16 protein-coding genes and 1 pseudogene are annotated in these 19530 nt (G+C 68.2%); 6 read left to right on the top strand and 11 right to left on the bottom strand.

The features are described from left to right. Nucleotides 1–20: 20 nt before the first annotated feature. The 4 genes from ACTXG6_RS43800 to ACTXG6_RS43815 all read right to left on the bottom strand — a co-directional run bounded on the left by ACTXG6_RS43800 (nt 21) and on the right by ACTXG6_RS43815 (nt 6531). Nucleotides 21–254 (bottom strand): hypothetical protein, encoded by a 234-nt coding sequence (locus ACTXG6_RS43800; protein WP_445185181.1) that lies wholly within the window; start codon nt 252–254, stop codon nt 21–23. After that, nucleotides 241–690 (bottom strand): UPF0158 family protein, encoded by a 450-nt coding sequence (locus tag ACTXG6_RS43805; protein ID WP_445185182.1) that lies wholly within the window; start codon nt 688–690, stop codon nt 241–243. Before ACTXG6_RS43805 ends, ACTXG6_RS43800 begins: the two co-directional genes overlap by 14 nt. A gap of 203 nt (nt 691–893) precedes the next feature. Continuing rightward, nucleotides 894–5018 (bottom strand): Pls/PosA family non-ribosomal peptide synthetase, encoded by a 4125-nt coding sequence (locus ACTXG6_RS43810; protein ID WP_445185183.1) that lies wholly within the window; start codon nt 5016–5018, stop codon nt 894–896. 226 nt (nt 5019–5244) lie between these two features. After that, the gene (locus tag ACTXG6_RS43815) at nt 5245–6531 is read right to left on the bottom strand and encodes an aspartate kinase (RefSeq protein ID WP_445185184.1); all 1287 of its coding nucleotides are present in this window, start codon (nt 6529–6531) and stop codon (nt 5245–5247) included. A gap of 530 nt (nt 6532–7061) precedes the next feature. On the opposite strand from ACTXG6_RS43815, the gene ACTXG6_RS43820 reads away from it, so the two are divergent. Together ACTXG6_RS43820 and ACTXG6_RS43825 are read left to right on the top strand one after the other, a co-directional pair. After that, the gene (locus ACTXG6_RS43820) at nt 7062–7700 is read left to right on the top strand and encodes an HD domain-containing protein (RefSeq protein WP_445185185.1); all 639 of its coding nucleotides are present in this window, start codon (nt 7062–7064) and stop codon (nt 7698–7700) included. Nucleotides 7701–8097: 397 nt separating this feature from the next. After that, nucleotides 8098–10185: a GAF domain-containing protein gene (locus ACTXG6_RS43825; protein ID WP_445185186.1), complete on the top strand. Its 2088-nt coding sequence runs from the start codon at nt 8098–8100 to the stop codon at nt 10183–10185. Nucleotides 10186–10353: 168 nt separating this feature from the next. On the opposite strand, the gene ACTXG6_RS43830 is transcribed toward ACTXG6_RS43825, so the two are convergent. Both ACTXG6_RS43830 and ACTXG6_RS43835 read right to left on the bottom strand, forming a co-directional pair. Beyond that, entirely contained in the window at nt 10354–11250 is an 897-nt protein-coding gene (locus tag ACTXG6_RS43830) for an NmrA family NAD(P)-binding protein (protein WP_445185187.1), read from the bottom strand. Between the two features lie 137 nt (nt 11251–11387). Beyond that, nucleotides 11388–12299, bottom strand: a complete 912-nt coding sequence (locus ACTXG6_RS43835; RefSeq protein WP_445185188.1) for an alpha/beta hydrolase — start codon at nt 12297–12299, stop codon at nt 11388–11390. Nucleotides 12300–12837: 538 nt separating this feature from the next. On the opposite strand from ACTXG6_RS43835, the gene ACTXG6_RS43840 reads away from it, so the two are divergent. Next, complete coding sequence (locus ACTXG6_RS43840) at nt 12838–12963, top strand: FDXHR family putative zinc-binding protein (protein WP_445185189.1); 126 nt, start codon at nt 12838–12840, stop codon at nt 12961–12963. A gap of 114 nt (nt 12964–13077) precedes the next feature. Here the strand turns inward: ACTXG6_RS43840 and ACTXG6_RS43845 are convergent, their stop codons facing one another. Beyond that, the gene (locus tag ACTXG6_RS43845) at nt 13078–13506 is read right to left on the bottom strand and encodes a histone-like nucleoid-structuring protein Lsr2 (RefSeq protein ID WP_445185190.1); all 429 of its coding nucleotides are present in this window, start codon (nt 13504–13506) and stop codon (nt 13078–13080) included. A gap of 428 nt (nt 13507–13934) precedes the next feature. Between ACTXG6_RS43845 and ACTXG6_RS43850 the strand changes: the two genes are divergently transcribed. Then, nucleotides 13935–14531 carry a TIGR03086 family metal-binding protein gene (locus ACTXG6_RS43850; protein ID WP_445185191.1) on the top strand — a complete coding sequence of 199 codons (597 nt, stop codon included), beginning with the start codon at nt 13935–13937 and terminating at the stop codon, nt 14529–14531. Next, on the top strand, nt 14528–14965 hold the full coding sequence (locus tag ACTXG6_RS43855; protein ID WP_445185192.1) for a YybH family protein: 438 nt from the start codon (nt 14528–14530) through the stop codon (nt 14963–14965). The genes ACTXG6_RS43850 and ACTXG6_RS43855 overlap by 4 nt, the downstream gene beginning before the upstream one ends. A 124-nt stretch (nt 14966–15089) precedes the next feature. Here the strand turns inward: ACTXG6_RS43855 and ACTXG6_RS43860 are convergent, their stop codons facing one another. The 3 genes and pseudogenes from ACTXG6_RS43860 to ACTXG6_RS43870 all read right to left on the bottom strand — a co-directional run bounded on the left by ACTXG6_RS43860 (nt 15090) and on the right by ACTXG6_RS43870 (nt 16742). Beyond that, on the bottom strand, nt 15090–15416 hold the full coding sequence (locus ACTXG6_RS43860; protein ID WP_445185193.1) for a hypothetical protein: 327 nt from the start codon (nt 15414–15416) through the stop codon (nt 15090–15092). A gap of 183 nt (nt 15417–15599) precedes the next feature. Beyond that, nucleotides 15600–15950, bottom strand: a pseudogene (locus ACTXG6_RS43865) (MmcQ/YjbR family DNA-binding protein); the annotation flags it as partial. A gap of 402 nt (nt 15951–16352) precedes the next feature. Then, entirely contained in the window at nt 16353–16742 is a 390-nt protein-coding gene (locus ACTXG6_RS43870; RefSeq protein ID WP_445185194.1) for a dihydropteroate synthase, read from the bottom strand. Between the two features lie 112 nt (nt 16743–16854). Between ACTXG6_RS43870 and ACTXG6_RS43875 the strand changes: the two genes are divergently transcribed. Beyond that, nucleotides 16855–17214, top strand: coding sequence for a hypothetical protein (locus ACTXG6_RS43875; RefSeq protein WP_445185195.1), 360 nt, complete (start codon nt 16855–16857; stop codon nt 17212–17214). Here ACTXG6_RS43875 and ligD read toward each other — a convergent pair whose 3' ends face one another. Further along, nucleotides 17215–19254, bottom strand: a complete 2040-nt coding sequence (gene ligD, locus ACTXG6_RS43880) for a DNA ligase D (RefSeq protein ID WP_445185196.1) — start codon at nt 19252–19254, stop codon at nt 17215–17217. Nucleotides 19255–19530 lie beyond the last annotated feature (276 nt).

Consider the following 19530-nt stretch of genomic DNA (forward strand, 5'->3'; position numbering starts at 1 on the left):
GACACGTCCTACTCGCCGGCCTAGCTGGCGGCGAGCCCATCCGAGGCCTTTTTGGTGATCGCATCGAGCGTGCGCACCGTCGTGTCGATATCGTCGTCGTCGGACTGACTCAGCAGCTGGGGGCAGGCCTCGAGTCGGGTGAGCAGCTCGCGCGTCGAGTAGGCGTTCAGGGTGCGCGAGCCCTCAAGGTCTCTGGTCAGCGCCTCGCTGGCAAGCGCGGCCCGTGCATGGCGATCAGCTTCAGCGCGTACCACTGGAGGGCGCGGCACGAGGCTTGTACCCGGCGTCGGCGAGCCAGGTCCGTGCTGGGCCTCGCTGGCGTTCTTCAGAGAAGGCGAACCATCGCTCCAGCTCATCGGGGGTGCGCTGGAGCGAATCTTTGAATCGGCGGAACGCCCCTCGGCCCTGAATGGCCACCGTCAATCGGTCGGCCTGTTGGGGGTCGACGAGTGTGTCGATGAAGGTCTCCATATCGTGGTAGCCCTCGCGCGAACCCTCGCACTCGACCGGCAACCAGCGCTCGGGATCGTCGTCCTCGTCTGGGGCCCCTTCTATCTCCTCACTGCTCTCGTGGGCGTATTCGATCGTGGCCTGTAGCCATACCTCGCCGGTGTGCAGGTCCAGCAGGCCTCCGCCGTGGGTGGGATCGCCTTCGAGGATGTCGGCGAGTTCAGCGAGGTCGACGGCCAACGGCCGCAGCATGGGGGCGGGCCCTGTCCCCAGTAGCGCTTGTAGCTGTTCACCGAGCACGCGCGGACTGTGCCCCGGACACCGGACGGCCCTCGGACGCGGGACGACGGGCGGGGACCGGTTCGGGGCGGGCAGGGTGGTGGTCATGACGTTCTCCTCACGCGGTGTTCGCTGGGTAGGACCTACTGACAGGCCGGATTCGCCTAGTTGTGGGAGACCCTGCTGGGCGGCGGCGCGGCAATCCGCGCTTGCAGGATCGGGACGGGCCTGGTTGGCAGCATCGAGATCGTCGTGGTCGGGATGGGTGTGGTGGTGAGGTGGCTGGTCTGACTGGCCGGCTGGATCTCGGTGGCCGGGTTGCCCACCCACTCGGTGAACGGGGCCGTCTCCTCGCCCTTCATCACGAAGGCATCGGCGCCGACCACGGTGCCTTCGCCCGTCGTCACGCCGTAGTGCACGAACGCGGCGACGCCGAGCACGGTGCCCGCGCCGATCACCGTGTAGTCGGACTTGAAGGTGCCGTCCTCCAGCGAGTGGCACTGGATGACACTGCCGGCGTTGAGCACGGCGTCGTCGCCGATGGTGACCAGCGTCTTCTCCGGGATCCCGGCACCGTCGTCGAATACCCGCCTGCCGATCCGCACGCCCAGCAGCCGCCACAGCAGATTCTTGAACGGGGTGCCGTTGAACATCGGTGTCGCCAGCAGCTTCCAGAGCCGCTCGTGCCGCCAGAAGTACGGGTCGTAGATGGACACGAAGCGGGGGGTCAGTCGGTGGAAGCCCAGGACGATCCGCTCGGCGAATGCCGTGAGTAGGACGTTGAACACCAGGGCCGCGAGGATCCCGGCGGCGATGGCCACACTCCCGAAGCGGCCGTCGAACGAGGACGACACCGTCATGAGCGTGACCACGGAGAAGAACTGCACCCAGCGGAACAGCAGGAAGGTGACCATGCTGCCGAGGTTGTGCCGGAGTTTCGCGGCGAGTCGGCGGCGCAGCACATCCGGGGCCTTCAGGTGGTCGAAAGCGGAGTCCCTGGCCACCGAGCGCGGGATCTCGAAGGGCGGCGAACCGAGCAGACCCACGTTCTCCCGGACCGGGCCGTCGATCGGCACCATCACCTTGGTCCCGAGCAGCACGTTACGGCCGATCTTGGCGTCGGCGGGCAGGGCGATGTTGTTGCCCATGAAGTTGCGCTCACCGATGGCGATCCGCGACATCTTGAACGAGGTGCTGGAGAAGTCGGAGTTCATCACCGACAGCCCGTCGGACAACATCGTGCCGGTCCCCACCGAGGTCAGCAGTGGCGAGTCGTGCGTGATCGCGGTGCCGAAGTTCGACCCGGTCTGCTCCACCACGCCCAGGTCGTAGCCGAGGCCGCGGGTGTACCCGACCGCCGCGGAACTGTCGCCGAAGATCACCATGAAGAACGTCGAGTTGCTCAGCAGCGTGATCACCGACGCGACGATGTAGTGGAAGCCGTAGAGCCGGTAGGTCTTCCCCGGGCGGATGAACAGGTTGAGCAGCCGGGGCAGCACAACCATCGTGGCCAGGCCCAGCAGCGCTCCGCCGAAGAACACGACCGCGGAGACGACCACCATCGTCAGATAGAACCGGGTACCGGTGAACGAGAGCGTGGTGGAGTCGAACAGGTCGGCGACCAGCGGGATCTTGGTGAGCAGGGTGACGACGACCCCGGAGAGCACCGAGATCGCGATCGCTCCGGTGAGCAGGTGCGCCGTGCCGAACAGGAACCTGCGCAGTGTCCCGACCTTGGCCGGGCCGACCGTCCGGTAGTCGGTGGTGGACGGCTCGGCGGGAACGCCGTGCCAGCTCTGGCCGGTGGGGACGCTCTGGCCGGGGTGCAGCGACGAGCTGTGGCCCAGCTGCGCACCGTCACCCATGCTGGTGTCGATGTCGAGCACGCTCGTCTCACCGACAAAGACATCCCGCCCGAGGGTGACCGGCCCGAGCTCCAGGACACCGCTGGTGGCGTGGTAGCCGGTGAACGAGGCGCCCCGGCGGATGATCGTGCCGGCGCCGATGGTGATGAGGTCGGTGGCCACCGGCACGGTGCGCGACAGGACGGTGGCGCCGCGGCCGATCTTCGCGCCCAGTGCGCGCAGGTAGAGCGTGTAGACCGGCGACCCGGCGAAGAGCACGAGGGGGTTGGTGCTGATCAGCGTCTTGACCGTCCAGAAACGCAGATAGCCCAGGCTCCACAGGCGGATCTCGCGCTGCTTCCAGCGTCCGACGAGCACCCACTTGGCCACGATCGGCAGCACGCAGGCCACGGCGAACAGCGATATGGAGTAGAAGGTGGAGCGCTCGAAGACGGCCAGTGGCGTGGTCCCGGCGGAGGCCCAGGTGAAGCAACGCTCCAGGAGGAGCGCGCTGACATAGGTGAAGGCCAGGAACATGAGCAGCTGCACCGCGCCGGACATCAGGTAGAGCGCGCCGCTGGTGCGCACGACGGTGCCGGTGCGGACCGGCTCGGCCGGCGCTGAGTCGCCCACCGCCGTGGCCAGCAGCCGGATGGTGGGGTTGCCGTAGATCTCCCGCATCGAGATCGGCGGCAGCGCGGCCCCCTTGCGGACCCGGGCCGAGAACCGGGCCATGAGCAGTGAGCTCGCTCCCAGGTCCTCGAAGATGTTGCTCTCCACGGAGACCTGGTCGACCCCGAGGACAGCGGCCAGCGCGTCGGCGAGCACCTTCTCGGTCTCGGTAGCGGGGGCGACGTACTCGCCGGCCGGGGTGGCGCGTCGGGCGGTGGGTGCGGGCAGCGCCTTGCGGTCGGCCTTGTCCGAGGTGGTCATCGGGATGACATCGAGGTGCTGCAGGTAGGCGGGCACCATGTAGGACGGCAGCCGCTTCCGCAGGTGGCTGTAGATGACCTCCGAGTCGAGCTCGCTGACCCCGCTGCGCAGGCTGTAGTAGCCCACCAGCTCCACCGTGCCCGGGGTTGGCTCGAAGGTGTCCACCACCGCGGCGGAGACCCCTGGGACCCGCAGCAGCAGCGACTCGATCTCGGTGAGCTCGATCCGGTAACCCCGGATCTTGACCTGCAGGTCGATCCGGCCGAGGTATTCGATCTCGCCGGCCTCGTTGACCCGGCCCAGGTCCCCCGTGCGGTAGATCCGCCCGGACGGGTTGTCCTCGATACCCAGCAGGTCCGGGATGAACGCCTTCTCGGTCAGGTCGTCGCGGTTGAGGTAGCCGGTGGCCAGGCCGATACCGGCGATGCCGATCTCGCCGACCTCACCGAACGGCAGCGCCCGGAACGGGTTGTCCGGATCCAGGATCACGATGGAGTAGGTGGGCAGCGGCTGCCCGATGGTGACCGCCCGGTCGGGGTCCAGGACCGTCCAGGTAGCGGTGACGGTGGCCTCGGTGGGGCCGTAGACGTTGAGGAACCGCCGGCCGGGGCGGTGCCAGCGGGCGATCAGGTCCTGCGGGCAGGCCTCACCGGAGACCAGCAGGAACCGCAGCTCCGGCAGGTCGTCCTCGATCGTGGCCAACAGCGTCGGCACCACACACATCGCGGTGATCCGCTGCTCGGTCAGGAACTGGTGCAGGTCCAACCCCAGCAGGCTCGGCCCGGCCGGCTTCGGCACCAGCGTCGCCCCGGCCATCCACGGCACCCAGATCTCCTCGACCGAGAAGTCGAACGCGATCGTCATGCCCTGGTACACCCGGTCACTGGCCTCGATGCCGTACACCTCGGCGGCCACCCGGACGAAGTTGCAGATGCTCGCGTGCCCGATGGCCACCCCCTTGGGACAGCCGGTGGTGCCCGAGGTGTAGATCAGATAGGCCAGGTCGTCGACCGGCTCACCGCGTTCGGCGTCGGTGAGTCGGGCGGTGTCCTGGCCCAGGACGCCCTCGCCGGCCCGATCGAGGTAGAGCAGTCCGGGGGCAAAGTCCTCCAGGCCCTCGACGCGGTCGCGCACCTGCGACAGCGAGAGCACGAATCGCACGCCAGCGTCGGAGAGGATGTAGCCGATGCGGTCGGCCGGGAACCCCACATCCAGCGGCACATACGCGGCGTTGATCTTCAGCACCGCCAGCATCCCGAGGTAGGAATAGGTGGGCTGGTCGAACAGCAACGCGATCCGGTCCCCGGCGTGGGCCCCGTTGGCGAGCAGGTAGCGGGCGAGCTGGTTGGCGCACTCGTCCAGCTCGGCGAAGGTGAAGGTGATCTCACCGGTGTCGACGGCCAGGTGGGCGGCGTCGGCATTGCGGCGCATCCAGTCCACGCGCTCCTCGAACACCTGGTCCAGCCGCTCCCCGGGACGGGTGCGGAAGCCCCGCGGATAGCCGGTGGCCATGAGTACAGGCGGCCCGTCCGCCCCTGGGTCGGGCGTTGGACCTGGTTCGTGCAACAACGTGGACACAACTACTCCTAGAACTGAACGTCATCTCGAGGGTGGGCGAGGGTGTTAGGGCTCGGCGGCGCGGGTGTGCGCCATGGCGTCGTCGGCGCCGAGCGGGTGGGACGGTGACGACGCGGTGTGATTGACCCGGTGTGACGCGGTGTGATTGGGCGTGCTCAGGTCATCCGGCCATGGACACGAGGACCTCGCGGGACGGGCTCGCGGGCGGGATGAAGGTCGTGTGCATCAATCGGACGGCGTCGTCCACCAGCGTCGAGTCGACTAGCACGCACAGTCGCCCGGGCGTGGTGGTGACCAGCCGCGGCGCGATGCCGGCCTCGTCCAGCGCGGCCAGCGCGCGGACCGCGATGTCGGGCCGGCGGGCGATCCCCAGACTCACCACGCTCACCGCGCCCAGCTCCTCGTCGACCTTCACCGACGCGCCGACCGCGTCCAGCGTGGCGGTGACCTCGGTGGGCTCCGCATCTGGTGCGGTGAACCGGAAACCGGCGATACCGGGCAGCACGGAACCCATGGCGATGCCGCGTCCGGCCAGGACCGCGGCGACGGAGCTCAGGTCGATGTCCTTGACCGCGTACAGGCTCTCGTGGCGGCGGTGGGCGATGCCGGCGACGTCGCCGGGGGCATCTCCCTCGAGGCCATCGTGCTCCTGGCGGCGGATCCAGGTGCCTTGCTCGTCGCTGAAGCTGGATCGCAGGTGGATGTCGATGCCGTGGGCCACCGCCAGTTCCACCGACCGCGGCTGCAGCACCCCGGCGCCGGCCTCGGCCATCTCCAACATCTCCGCATGGCGGATCGTGGTGAGCGGGCGCGCGTCCGGCACCACCCGAGGATCGGCGGTGAACACCGCCGGGACATCGGTGAAGATCTCGCACTCGGTCGCGCCCAGCGCGGCGGCCATCGCGACGGCGGAGGCGTCCGAGCCACCCCGACCCAGGGTGGTCACGTCGCCGTCGGCCGACACTCCCTGGAAGCCGGTGACCAGCACGATCGAGCCCTGGGCGAGGGCCTCGCGGATGCGACCCGGGCGGATCTCCCGCAGCCGCGCATTGCCGTGACGGTCATCGGTCCAGATACCGGCCTGCGACCCGTTCAGCGACACCGCGTGCGCGCCGAGCTCGGCGATCGCCATGGAGGCCAGCGCGACCGAGATCGACTCACCGACCGACAGCAGCGCGTCCAGCTCACGCAGCGGCGGCCGCGCCGACATCCGGTAGGCCATCGCCGACAACTCGTCGGTCGTCTTGCCCATCGCGGACAGGACCGCGACCACATCCCGGCCGGACCGCCGCGCGGCGACCATCCGCTCGGCGACAGCGCGCAGCCGGTCGTGATCCGCCACCGAGGTCCCACCGAACTTCCACACCAGAGGCGGGGTCGACGTTTTCACCGGCGTCAGCGGCTTCCCCCCGTCCCCGCTGGCCGCGTTGCCCCTGCTGGTGCTCATTTGCCTGTCCTCCTACGACTCTTCCGCCCGGGCGTCACCTGGACGCCTCCGACCGACCACGACAGCGAAGATTGCGGCGAGGTAGTCGCCAGACGGGCAACGAACCTTCCATCGACGTGCGAGATGCCGCTCACAGCCATCCATCACCGCCGGGATGAAGCCCACTGGACGGTCGAGGTGACTCGCTAGGGCCCTGACTGGTCAGTGGCCGGCCGCGAAGCCCGGGATCGGACAGGTCACACAGACCGGCGTCCAGGACCCAGGCCTGAACAAGTCGCGCATGCCGACGCCCACCGCGCCGGAAAATCGTTTTCTGACGGGCACACGTCGCTACGGCCACCGGCCATCCGCGTTCCTGGTTGGCTGGAACGGGTGCGTACCTGCTAGCGGTAAATGCGCCGGTCCGGCTATCAGGGCTGCCTGATGCGCCGCGGAAACTCTCAGAAAGGCCACTCGCTGCGGCGATCCGGTCGGCGAGAGTGGAGATCTCGCCGCCACTGCGGGGCCCCGCACACTCGAAGGAGCCGAACATGACCGAGACCATCGCCGGCGTGACGATCCCGGACAGCCGACTGGTCGCCGAGGCGACCGAGCTGGTCCGCGACTCGGCGCCGCCGCTGTTGTTCCACCACTCTCGCCGGGTGTTCCTGTTCGGGATGCTGCAGGGCATCCGCCGCGGCCTGACCCCGGACCCGGAGCTGCTCTACGTGGGCGCGATGTTCCACGACCTGGGGCTGACCGAGAAATACCGCACCCGCCACCAGCGCTTCGAGGTGGACGGCGCGGACGAGGCCCGCCGCTTCCTCACCGCGCACGGCATCGACGACGAGGGCGCCCGCCGAGCCTGGACGGGCATCGCGCTACACACCACCCCGGGCATCCCGGAGTTCATGGAGCCGGAGGTCGCCCTGGTCACCGCCGGTGTGGAGACCGACGTGCTGGGCATCGGCTACCTCGACCTGGACCCGGCCGCGGTCCGCGCGGTGACCGACGCCCACCCCAGGCCGGACTTCAAGCGGCAGATCCTGGCCGCCTTCACCCAGGGCTTCGCCGACCGCCCGGACACCACCTTCGGCACCGTGAACGCCGACGTGCTGGCGCACTTCGCCCCCGGGTTCACCCGCACCGACTTCGTCGAGGTCATCCAGGGCAACGCCTGGCCAGAATGAGGCCGCGCACGACCCAACCCCGGGACGCTCAACCCGGGGCTGTTGCGTCGCTGGCCCGCTCCACGACAGACACGGCTGAAGCCTGCCTGACCATTTAGTCCGAATCGAGTGGATCGACGGGGCGATTCTTCAGTTCCGACCGGCGGGCCGAAGGTCCATCCGGTGGTCAGCTCATCCCAGACGACCTACTGGCTGCGGAGGGCAAGTCGCTGGATAGACCCCTCTCCCGAAGAAGACTCGCAGAACCGGGGAACTGATCATGAACAACGTGCGTCGGCTCGCCGGGGCGCTGACCGCGAACGCCGGGAGCCGCGAAGAGCTGCGCGTGCTCGCCGACGAGCAGGCCGCGTTGCGCCGGGTCGCCACCCTGGTCGCCCGCGGGGTGCCACCGGCCGGGGTGTTCGCGGCCGTCGCGCAGGAGGTCGGCCACGTCCTCGGGGCCGACGGCACGACCATCTTCCGCCTCGATCCCGACGGCGCGACGACCGTCGCCGCCCACGCCGGCGCGCAGCCCGAGGTGTTCCCGGTGGGCAGCCGCTGGAAGCCTGAGCCGCCCGTGGTTACGGCGGTCGCCTTGGGCACCGGCCGCCCGGCCCGCACCGACGACTACAGCCAAGCCTCCTGCGCAGTTGGTGATGCGGTGCGCCGGCTGGGATGGCGGTCGGGGGTCGCGGTTCCGATCGTCGTCGAGGGGCATCTGTGGGGTGCGATCGCCGTCGGGACGCGGCGCGAGCGGTTCCCGGCTGACACCGAACAGCGCATGGCCGGCTTCACCGAGCTCGTCGGCACCGCGATCGCGAACGCCGAGGGCCGCGCCCAGCTCGAGGACAGCCGCGAAGAGCTGCGCGTGCTCGCCGACGAGCAGGCCGCGTTGCGCCGGGTCGCCACCCTGGTCGCCCGCGGGGTGCCACCGGCCGAGGTTTTGACGGCCGTCGCGCACGAGGTCAGCAGCGTCCTCGGGGCCGACGGCACGGTGATCGTTCGCCTCGATCCCGACGGCGCGACGACTCTCGTCGCCAGCGTCGGCGCGCACCGCTCCGAGCTGCCGGTGGGGAGCCGCTGGAAGCTTGAGCCGCCCGTGGCCGTGGCGGTCGTCTTGCGCACGTGGCGCCCGGCGCGCTGCGACGACTACAGCCATGCCTCCGGCGAATACGCAGACGCCGTCCGCCGGATGGGATTCGGGTCGTCGGTCGCGGCGCCGATCGTCGTCGAGGGGCAACTGTGGGGCGCGATCGCCGTCGGCACGCGGCGCGAGCGGTTCCCGGCCGACACCGAAGAGCGCATGGCCGGGTTCACCGAGCTCGTCGGCACCGCGATCGCGAACGCCGAGGGCCGCGCCCAGCTCGAGGACAGCCGCGACGAACTGCGCCGGCTCGCCGACGAGCAGGCCGCCCTGCGCCGCGTCGCCACCCTGGTCGCCCACGGGATGCCACCGGCCGAGGTTTTGACGGCCGTCGCGCACGAGGTCAGACACGTCCTCGGGGCCGACGCCACGAACATCGTCCGCCTCGATCCCGACGGCGCGGTGACCGTCCTCACCCGCGTCGGCGACCACCAGGCCGAGCTGCCGGTGGGGAGCCGCTGGAAGCCTGAGCCGCCCGTGGCCGTGGCGGTTGTCCTGCGCACCGGCCGCACCGCGCGCTGCGACGACTACAGCGAAGCCTCCGGCGCGTTCGCCGACGCCGTCGGCCGGATAGGGCTCATGTCCGCGGTCGCGACGCCGATCGTCGTCGATGGGCGCCTCTGGGGCGTGATCGCCATCGGGGGGCGGCGCGAGCGTTTGCCGGCCGACACCGAACAGCGCATGGCCGGCTTCACCGAGCTCGTCGGCACCGCGATCGCGAATGCCGACAGCCACGACCAGCTCACCGCCTCCCGAGCCCGGATCGTCGCCGCCGCCGACGATGCCCGCCGCCGGATCGAGCGCGACCTGCACGACGGCGCCCAGCAGCGATTGGTCACGCTCGGCCTCGCGCTGCGCCTGGCCCAGGAAAGCGTGCCCGAGCAGTTGATCGAGCTGCAGACCCAGATCGGGCGGGTCGCCGACGAGCTCGACGGGACGATCGAGGAGCTGCGTGAGCTCGCCCGCGGCATCCACCCGGCGATCCTGTCCGAGGGCGGGCTCGGCCCGGCCCTGCGCACCCTGGCCCGCCGCGCCGCGATCCCGGTGGAACTCGATATCCGGACCGAACCCCGTCCCGCGGACCGGGTCGAGGTGGCGGCCTACTACGTCGTGTCCGAGGCGCTCACCAATACCACCAAGCACGCCCGCGCCTCACACGCGCAGGTCGCGGTCGAACAGCGCGACGCCCTGCTGCACCTCTCGATCCGCGACGACGGCGCCGGAGGCGCCGATCCCCTGGGAGGCTCGGGTCTGATCGGATTGCGCGACCGGGTGCAGGCCCTGGGCGGCTCGATCGAGGTCAACAGCCCCCCCGGGGACGGGACGGCGATCGTCGTCGAGCTTCCGCTGCAGCCCGACTGACCGATCGACCGACGTTGGCGAGGAGTTCCGGGGTCGCAGCGGTGACCAGGCCTTGGTGGCCAGCGTGCGGCGGATCGTCGACGGCGCGGCACGTCGGGGGGCGACGCGGAAGATTGCCGGGTTGAGGCTCAGCGGGCCGCCGTGCCACCTCGGAGGCCGGCTTTGGGACTAGACGAGTTGGTCAGTGAAGGCGCCGACGTTCTTGTACACGAATTCGGCGAAGTTTGTCGGCCGGACATCAAATCGGGCGTGTGTAGTGAGCTTTACATGCGACTCGACGCATTTCATTCGCTCTTTGGATATTTCCGTGAGGATCTGGATCGCCAGCTCTGGTGCTCCCTTTATCCGCAACGCATCTTCGTACTCTTCAAGGCTGATGTTGACGTACTTGAAGTCAACCTTCGTGACCCGGGAGATTATTTCACATGCCTCAGTCATGGTGAGGGCATCTGGGCCGGTCATTTCATAGATTCGCCCCTCGTGCCCGTCCTCGGTGAGGAGCGCGGCACACACCTTCGCAACATCTTCAATGGCGACGGGTGAGAGCTTGGCTTGATCGATGGGAAGCACGAGGGCCTTTTCTTCAAGGCTGACTCCTGTTGACGTGCTTGGCAGATAGTACTGCATGAACTGGCTTGGGCGGAGTATCGTCCACGCTAAACCGGAGTTCACGAGGTAGTCCTCAAGATTCTCGTGCTGCCGTCCGGCGATGAAATTCTGGGCGTTGAATCCGATACCTGAGTCCTGGCCGGAGTACTTGATGACGTATCGGACTCCCGCCCTCAGCGCCGCATCAGTGAAGGATTGCTGAGCCTCTACCATTCTGTCCTGGGCCGAGGAAATCATCAGTGCCCGCTCTACACCGTTCAGTGCGTCGCGCAGGGACTCGGGCTTTAGCATGTCGCCCTTGAAGATCTCCACATTTGGGTAGTTTGCCAGCTCCCCGGCTTTCTCAGGATCTCGAACCAGAGCGCGTACGGGCACGGCGCGCTCGGCGAGTTCCCTCAAGATAATCGACCCGCTCAACCCAGTAGATCCGGTTACCAAGATCTCGGAATTCGTCATTCTTACTGCTCCTTTCATGAATGGCGGGAGTTGACAAGATCGCCGTGCCGAGCACGCCGCCGGGAGTCACGCACCGGAGGCGTGCACCTGTTCGACAGACGAGCTGGCCGAAGGGATCGGCCGCACCCCGAATCCGCTCACCGACCGGGCGGGCGGGCGGCGAGGCCAAGTCTGGGCCGGACCCATTCCGCGAGCCTGCCGACGGCGTCGTCGGCCTCGGGAGCGCGGCCGGCCATCATCTGAAAGGTGTGCTGCATCTCGGGGAACACATCCAGTCGGACCTGCACGCCGGCCTTCTCGGCGTGCTCGGCGAGCCGGCGGCTGTCATCCAGTAGCACCTCGTAGCCGCCTACCTGGATGTAGAGCGGGCCGAAGCCGGTGAGGTCGGCGTAGAGCGAGTTGGCGCGAGGGTCTGTCGGGCTGGTTCGGCCCAGGTACCCCTGCGCCAGCTGCCTCACCCAGGGCTGGTTGAACAGCGCTTCCTTGTCCGCGTTCGACGACATCGTCTGTCCATGAACCTCCAAGTCCACCCATGGCGACATCAGCATCGTCGCCGCCGGTAGCGGCAGGCCCTGATCCCGGACCCGCAGCTGCGCGCTCACTGCGACCAAGGCGCCGGCGGAATCTCCGGCGAAGGCGACGTGGTCAGCCTCGATCCCCTGACCGAGCAGCCAGCGGTAGGCCGCAACCACGTGGTCGACCGGGACCGGGTACGTACCGCCGTTCGGGAGCAGCGGGTAGCCCACGATCAGCGCCCGGGCGCCGACCGCCTTGGCCAGATGGGCGAACAGCTTGCGGTGGGTATAGATCGAGCCGGAGACGAAGCCGCCCCCGTGTGCGCACACCAGGACCCGGTCCTCGACGCAGCCCTTCGGCACGGCCCACATCGCCGGTGCCCCGCCGATTTCGGGCTCGAGGTAGTCCACGCCACCTGGTTCAGCCGTCAATACGTCCCATTGCGTCTGATCCCGGATGACTTCGCCCTCCGCCGGGTTCGCCAGCCACATCTGGTAGAGCCTGTTCACCGCTCCTGACTGGCTGCTTGCCATCGCCTCGCTCCGGTCCGCGCGGCTCACGCCGGGTCCTGGGGGCCGGTGGCCCACGTGTTCGACAGCTCGCCGAACACGGCACGTACCGCACTGTCCTTCCCGGCCAGGGCCGAGGTGTCGGCGTTGATAGTCATGGTCTCCCTCTCGACGATCTGATCTCGCCGTCGCGCACCACCGAGCACCGGCACTGGCCGGCGCCACAGCGCACGAGAACGGGCGCTTGTCACCGATGAAGACCAGCCCTAGTCCAGAAAGGAATCGCGACCGAGAAACCTCGCGTCGAGCCACGGGTCGGGGGCCCGCTCCGGCATGTTGCCGGCGCCAGCCCGCTGCCAGCTCGATATGACCCCGCCTACGGTGCGGTCGCTGCTCCACGTGAGCACCTTCAGTGGCCAGCCATGGCTGGTGGAGCGCCCTGGGCTACGCGAAGCCCGCGGGGGGTTTGAGTGGTCGTCCGCTTCGGCGGGAGCCAGTTCGGCGTTGAACGCGGCGCGCCGACCAGGGTCGATAGGCACCATCCTGGCGTACAGTGCGCGCCGTGGCGGTCGAATCCCATTTGCTGCGAATCACGTGCGGTCGTTGTGATGCCACGTGGGCAGGCGCGGACCGCGCGCACTGCGCGGTGTGCCACCGCACGCACTTCAAGGCGTCGTCGTCGACCTGATCTCGGTTATCGGTCTTCCCTCTGGCTGGGATTGGTCGACACTGAACGCCGCTCAGCCGAAACGAAGAGGGCCAGCACGTGGCGCCCATCCCTCTTCGTCATCGGGGAGGGTCTTCAGCGGGGCTCGGTCGCGAACGGATCGATCGCGACCTTGGGCGCCCGCTTGGTTCTCTTCGGCTTCTCAACCTCCGCCGGAGCGGGCGGTGCGGCGTCACGCTGCTCATAGGCCTCGAACACGGCCGCGGGGATGCGTCCCCGCTCCGCGACCTCATGGCCGTTCTCCTGCGCCCAGGCGCGCATCGCGGCGGTCCGCTCACGATTCGCGGTCGGCCGTTGACCACTCTGCGCGGTCCTACGCCGCCCACCCGACCCCGACCTGCGCGCCGCACCAACAAAAAGCGCCAGAGCCTCCCGAAGCTTGGCCGCGTTTTCGTCGGACAGGTCGATGACATAGTCCTTGCCGTCAAGAGCGAATGCCACTGTGCTCGATGCCACCGAACCATCGAGATCATCAACAAACTGAACACTAACTTGCTGCGCCACAGGGAACGTCCATCCTGATCGAGCTTGCTGGGGTGAACTCGATTGTCCGGATTCGAACGACATTGTCAATTTCGCCCAGAATCGAGATCTAGAGCGGTGCGATCGGACCTCCTCCATTGGGTTGGAGCTGCGAGGTCGATCTGTACCGACGGCGTGGGCACCCACCGGGTAGGCGACTACACGACGGGTTCGGCTACAGCGTGCGCACGCGCCCAGTGACCAGCGACCTTTGGGCTACGGCAGCAGCGTCAGCGCCGAGATGTGGCGGGGCCGCACACCGGTGAAATGCCGGTGGTCGAGCGTCGCCACAGCGGGCAGCGCGAGGCGCTCGGTGAGCGCACGTGGTGATCATCGCGCGTGCCAGCATCCCCAAACAGTTGAGGTGAGGCACCCTCGACGGCCGGGTGGCAGGGTGCAACGATGCGGATGTGATCGCGTCGAGCGACCCCATCGAGCTGCTCGTGGTGGCCAGCGACGAGTTCGCACGGCTGCTGCGACTCGTTGGACCCGACGACTGGCGGCGGCCAACGCCTTGTTCCGAGTGGGACGTGCGCGCGCTCGTCAATCACGTCGTCGGCGCCAACGTTCGCTACCAGCTGTTGCTACACGGGGCACCGACTGAACAGGTCGAAGCGATGCGCGCCGTCGATCATCTTGGCGACGACGCGCTGGCGTCGTTTGTCGCGACGGCCGACCGCGTTGTCGCGTGCTTTCACGAGGACGGCGCGCTCGAACGCATCGCACATCACGCGATTGGCGATCGGACCGGACGCGAACTGTTGTCGATGCGAATCCTCGACGCCGCGGTCCACGGCTGGGATCTCGCCCGCGCAATCGGCGCGGACGAGACTCTCGATGACGATGTCGTGGCCTTCCTCCTCGCATACACGGCCGATCTCGATCTCGGCCCTCAGCAACGTGCGTTCGTACCGGCGGACGCCGACGTTCCGCGCAACGCGTCACCACAAGATCAGCTGCTCCACCGGCTGGGCCGCCACTCGAACATCACCAAGGAGGTCCGATGAGCGACACCAAGCAGTTCCTCGAGGAGATGATGCCGCGCATTCACGAGGCCGAGACGGCGCTGCACAACGGCGACGCCGGTTCGCGCTTCGAGATGTGGTCTCACACCGATCCGGTCACCGTCTTCGGCGCTGCTTTCAGCCCGATCGGGTGGGCCGAGGTCGGTCCGATGTTCGAGAAGCTCGCGTCGCGCTTCTCGAACTGCAGCTCGTGCGAGTGGGAAGTGGTTGCCGCCGACGTAGGCGAAGACTTCGCATATCTGCTCGCGATCGAACGGACGACCGCGTCGGTAGGAGGCTCCGAACCGACGCCGTACATGCTCCGCAGTACGACGATCTTCCGGCGCGAGAACGACGAGTGGAAGATCGTGCATCGCCATGCCGATCCGGTCGACGACTCCGCAGAGTTGCTCTCGCGTTTGCACCGCAACCAATGACGGTCACGGCGCAGATTCGTGCCGCGCGACTAGCCGGGCCGTCGAGCAATCTTAGGTACTGATCGCCCTGTCCAATTAACGATCCTTTCGTGCACATGATCCAGAACAAGCTCATCCGCCAGCTCTACAGGCCAGAATGTGTCGGAAAAACGTGTTGATAAGTCGGAGTGTCCGATATCAGCACGGGGGCCGTTTCGGCGGTGCGTTGGCCGTGTCCAGCTTCGACATCTCCCGCTACTACCCGGTCGTCGAAGACCTGCACATTACGTTCCGCCGGCCCGGCCGCACCGGGGTGACCACCGAGTGCACACTGCCTGCGGCCCGCATCGAGGAACTCTCCGCCGAAGCCGATCGAACCGGCAAGGCTGAGTTCGTCCTGGACGTCAATCTCACCGACGACACCGGGGAAGTTGTCGCAACCTCCACCGCGACCTACCAGATCCGCCGACACGGCACCCTGAACGAACACAACGACTCGGGCTCCGCCCCAACCCGGCCTTCCGGTCGACCCGCTGCGACCGCATCACCGCAGGTCGGGCGTAGTACCTCCGCTGAGCGCTTGGTTCCTGCGCAAGGACCTGCGGCGGTCCGGTGGCCAGCGGCCAGAAGCGAATCGGCACCCGGGCTCAACCTGGCCATCAGGATGGGCAAGATCGTAGGCGTGGGCGAGCTTCTTCGGCACCACCATGCGCCAGGCGTCGACCACGAACTCGCGCGCCTCGGCCGGGTCGAGGGCGGCAAGGTCGGCCTCCACCCAGTTGAACCGCAGGTCCGACGGCTGCGGCAGGTGGAATCGGTGCGGCTGCGCCGCGACGAGCGCCGCCCGCTCCTCCTTGGGAAACGCGAAACCCATCTCCGTCTCGTCGAGTGAGAACGCGACGTAGACGATCTGCTTGACGCGAAACTTCAGCCTGCCCCGGACGTAGACCTGGTACGAGCGCTCCAGCCTCGAGCCCAGCCACCGCACGTCCTCGACCGCGGCCACGTCACAACCAGGCGGCCGGGACGACGCAGAACCGGACGAGCGCGGAAAGTAGCACGCCACACGATAACGGTCGTCCGGCGTAGCTCGGCGGGGTCGGGAGCGGAGCCGCGAGCCGTGGTCAGAACGTCTCCGGGCCGCCCTGATCAAACCTCACCAGACTTGGAAGGCGAGCACCACCCGCCGCAGCGGTCTATTCGCGGTCCAGCCCCCCTCTCCCCCGAGCACCGCCGCAGGTCAAGGCCAGATCAGCGGATGCCTCAAAATCCGTCCTCCACGGCGCGAACGCCTTCTACAAAGACACCCAGGCCGTCAACGACCTGGTCAAGCACGGCTGACCCACGCAACACAGAGCACCTGTTGCGTGGGAAGTACTCGGCGACGACCCCGTGCTCGCGCGAGAGCTCACGATGGTGCTGGAAGCGGACGCGGACGAGGCGGACCACTTAGTTTGGTCAGTCGGCCTCGGTTGACTCGAGCGCCGCGCCGTACACGGGGATACCCGGGTCGCTCAGTGCGTTGGACAGTTCGTACGTGGTCGAGCGGGGGTTCGGGGTCGGCCCGCGGGACGCCGGCCTCGACCGCGGTCTCGGCGACGGTGGCGCGCATCGTGTCGATGCTGACTGTAACTCCGGCCTGTGCGAGCTCCCGGACCACCGGCAAGACCCGGGCCAGCTCTGTCGCCGCGGACACTCGGTTCGCGCCGGGCCTGGTTGAGCCTCGAATGTCGGCCGAATCAGCCAGTTGAGCCCGACGCTGACCCGAGTCGCGTGAGGACGACCGCGCGCGGCCCACGCGCGCCGGGGACTCGACGTTAGGCGATTCGAGTGGTTCGCCTCCCAGCTAGCCCGAGTATCTCAGTAGTTCCTCAGCATGGGCCATGATTTGCCGTGTGGAGGTGTCCCGGTTGGAGTGGCCACGGAGGTACCGGGACCGCGAATGGCTTGACTTCGTGGCCGACCTGATGACTTCGCCGCTGATCTCCTGGCCACACGAGCAGGTGGCGCGGTTGCTCGTGGACACCTTCGATGCCCCAGCGAGCACGTACTACTCGCACGCCGTCGGGCACCCCCTCGAGCAGAGGAGATGGCCGCCGGAGCACTTCGTCGACCACTTCGACGAGGCCGCCCACTGGGCGGAGCGGCACGCCCCAACCGAGCACCCGCTCCTGCGCTACTACCACCATCGAACGGAACCCCAGCTCGCGCAGGCCTTCGGCGATCTGGCCCGGCGCGCTCTTCCACAGGTCCTCGATGACTGCGCCTGACTACAGCGGGGGCAGATCCTGGTGTTGGCCGATCAGTGGCGCGAGCGGGTCGCCGGTGTCGTGGAGCCGGCCGAGGGCGGTGTGGATGGTCCATCGATCGGGTCGCAGGTCAGGGTCGTCGAGCTCGTCCCAGGTGATCGGCATGGAGACCGGTGCGCCGGGGGACGGTCGGGGGCTGAACGGGGCGACGAGGGTTTTGTTGATCGCGTTCTGGGTGTAATCGAGGCGGGCCAACCCGCCTCTGCGGTCTTTCTCCCATTCCCAGCTGACCAGAGTCGGCAGGGTGCGCCCGACGGCCCGGGATACCTGCTGCACCCAGGCTCGGGTGTCGGCGAAGGTATATCCGGGGCGGATCGGTACCCAGATCTGGATGCCTCGCTGTCCGGTGACCTTCGGTGCCGCCTCGACCTTCAGGTGGGCGAGGGCGGTGCGGTAGAGCCGGGCGAGCGCCAGGATCTGATCGAACGTGGTGTCGGTGCCGGGGTCGAGGTCGATGAGCGCCCAGGTGGGTTCTCCGATGTTGGGGGGCCGGGAGGTCCAGGGGTGCAGCTCGACCGGGGCGTAGTTGGCCATCCACACCAGGGACGCCACGCTGTCGAGGACGGCGTACTCCTCGGTGTTCTCTCCGACCTTCGTGTTGCGCCAGCGGGTCAACCAGCTCGGTGCGTGGGCGGGGATCTGTTTCTGCCAGAACCCGGCCTTGTCGACTCCGTTGGGGTAGCGGTGCAGATTGACCGGCCGGTCCGCCAGGTACGGCAACAGGTACGGCGCGACCTGCGCGTAATAGCGCAGCAGGTCCCGCTTCGTCACGGCCGGGTCGTCGGCGCGGGCGGGGAAGAGAACCTTGTCCAGGTTCGTCACCGCCACCTCGCGCCCCGCGATGCTCCAGCGGCCCTTGATACCCAGCTCGTCCAGCGCGGCGAGTTCGTCGTCGGTGGGTGTCGCCCAGGTCGCCGGCGCCGGGGTCTCGTCGGTGTCGGTGTTGGGGTCTCCACCGGGCTGGTGGGGCCCGTCGGTTGTCGAACGGGATTGGCCACGGGCATTGCTGGTGTCGGTGGTTGCTGGTTCCTCCCGGACGACGTCGGTGGCGGCTTTGTCGTCGCGCAGGCCCAGGAAGCGGGGGTGGCGTAGTTGGTGCTCGCGGGTCCACTCGGCGAACCCGACCTCGGCGACCAGTTCCGGGTCAACCCAGTGCGCGCCGCGTTCGCGGACCGGGTCGGTGAACGGGGACTCCGAACGGGCCAACTCATCAAGACGCGCGCGCAGCGAGCGCAGCAAGCGGTCGCTGAACCCGGTGCCGACTTTGCCGGCGTATCGCAGCTGCCCGTCTTCGTAGTAGCCCAGCAGCAGTGCGCCGAAGCCGGTCCGGGAGCCGGCGGGGTCGGTGAAGCCACCGATGACCAGCTCCTGCTCGTGGACGCACTTGAACTTGAGCCAGTCCTTGGACCGGGCCCCGGGGTGGTAGGCGGCGTCGGCGCGTTTGGCGATCAGCCCTTCCCAACCCGAGGCGCACGCCTGTTTGAGGTAGGCCTGGCCGTCGGTGTCGCGGTGTTCGCTGAACCGGATCGGGTCGGCGAACTCGACCGCTTGACGCAGGAGGTGTTTGCGCTCGTGCAGCGGCAACCCGGTCAGATCCTGGCCGTCGAGGACGAGCAGGTCGAACAGGTAGAGGATGACCGGGACGCCGGTGGCCCGGCCCCGGTTCGGGTCGCTGAGCCCGATCCGGGCCTGCAACTTGGAGAAGCTGGTCTGCTCTCCGTCGAAGGCGACGATCTCCCCGTCCGCGACCATCATTTCCGGCGCTTGGGCGTCGAGTGCCTCGGCGATCTCCGGGTAGGGGGCGTTCATCGGCTTGTGGTTGCGCGAGTACAACCGTGTGCCGTGCCCAGCACGGACGGCCAGGGTCCGGACGCCGTCGAGCTTGCGCTCGAACAGCCACCCCGTGTCGGAGAAGTAGTTGGTGGTCAGGGTGGCCAGCATCGGTGCGATGAACTCGGCCCTCCCCGGGCGCAGCCGGTCCCGATACTCCTCGGCGATCAAGCCTGGGACGTCAACGCGGCGGGCAACCACCGACCCTCACCTCCGTACCTGAGGCACATCTCGTGAGCGCGGCAATCTTGATCCGCCGCACCGCCCACGGCTAGTACCCGCCCGGGACCCTCGTCGAACAACCCCGTCAGAGTGGCGGATCATGCCCGTCGGCCGGTGCGGCTGGTAACCGGGTCACGCAGCGGGCGGCAACGTCGACGCACCCCCTCACCGCCCCTGCCCGAACACACCACCGGCCACCTCGACGCGCCCGAATTGAACCTCACG

The sequence above is a fragment of the Pseudonocardia sp. Cha107L01 genome (assembly GCF_052566575.1).

What these genes read in the sequence shown, in the direction of transcription:
- ACTXG6_RS43810 (WP_445185183.1), bottom strand. Translation starts at nt 5,018, where the DNA reads ATGGCCACCGGCTATCCGCGGGGCTTCCGCACCCGTCCCGGGGAGCGG.
- ACTXG6_RS43815 (WP_445185184.1), bottom strand. Translation starts at nt 6,531, where the DNA reads ATGAGCACCAGCAGGGGCAACGCGGCCAGCGGGGACGGGGGGAAGCCG.
- ACTXG6_RS43820 (WP_445185185.1), top strand. Translation starts at nt 7,062, where the DNA reads ATGACCGAGACCATCGCCGGCGTGACGATCCCGGACAGCCGACTGGTC.
- ACTXG6_RS43830 (WP_445185187.1), bottom strand. Translation starts at nt 11,250, where the DNA reads ATGACGAATTCCGAGATCTTGGTAACCGGATCTACTGGGTTGAGCGGG.
- ACTXG6_RS43835 (WP_445185188.1), bottom strand. Translation starts at nt 12,299, where the DNA reads ATGGCAAGCAGCCAGTCAGGAGCGGTGAACAGGCTCTACCAGATGTGG.
- ACTXG6_RS43855 (WP_445185192.1), top strand. Translation starts at nt 14,528, where the DNA reads ATGAGCGACACCAAGCAGTTCCTCGAGGAGATGATGCCGCGCATTCAC.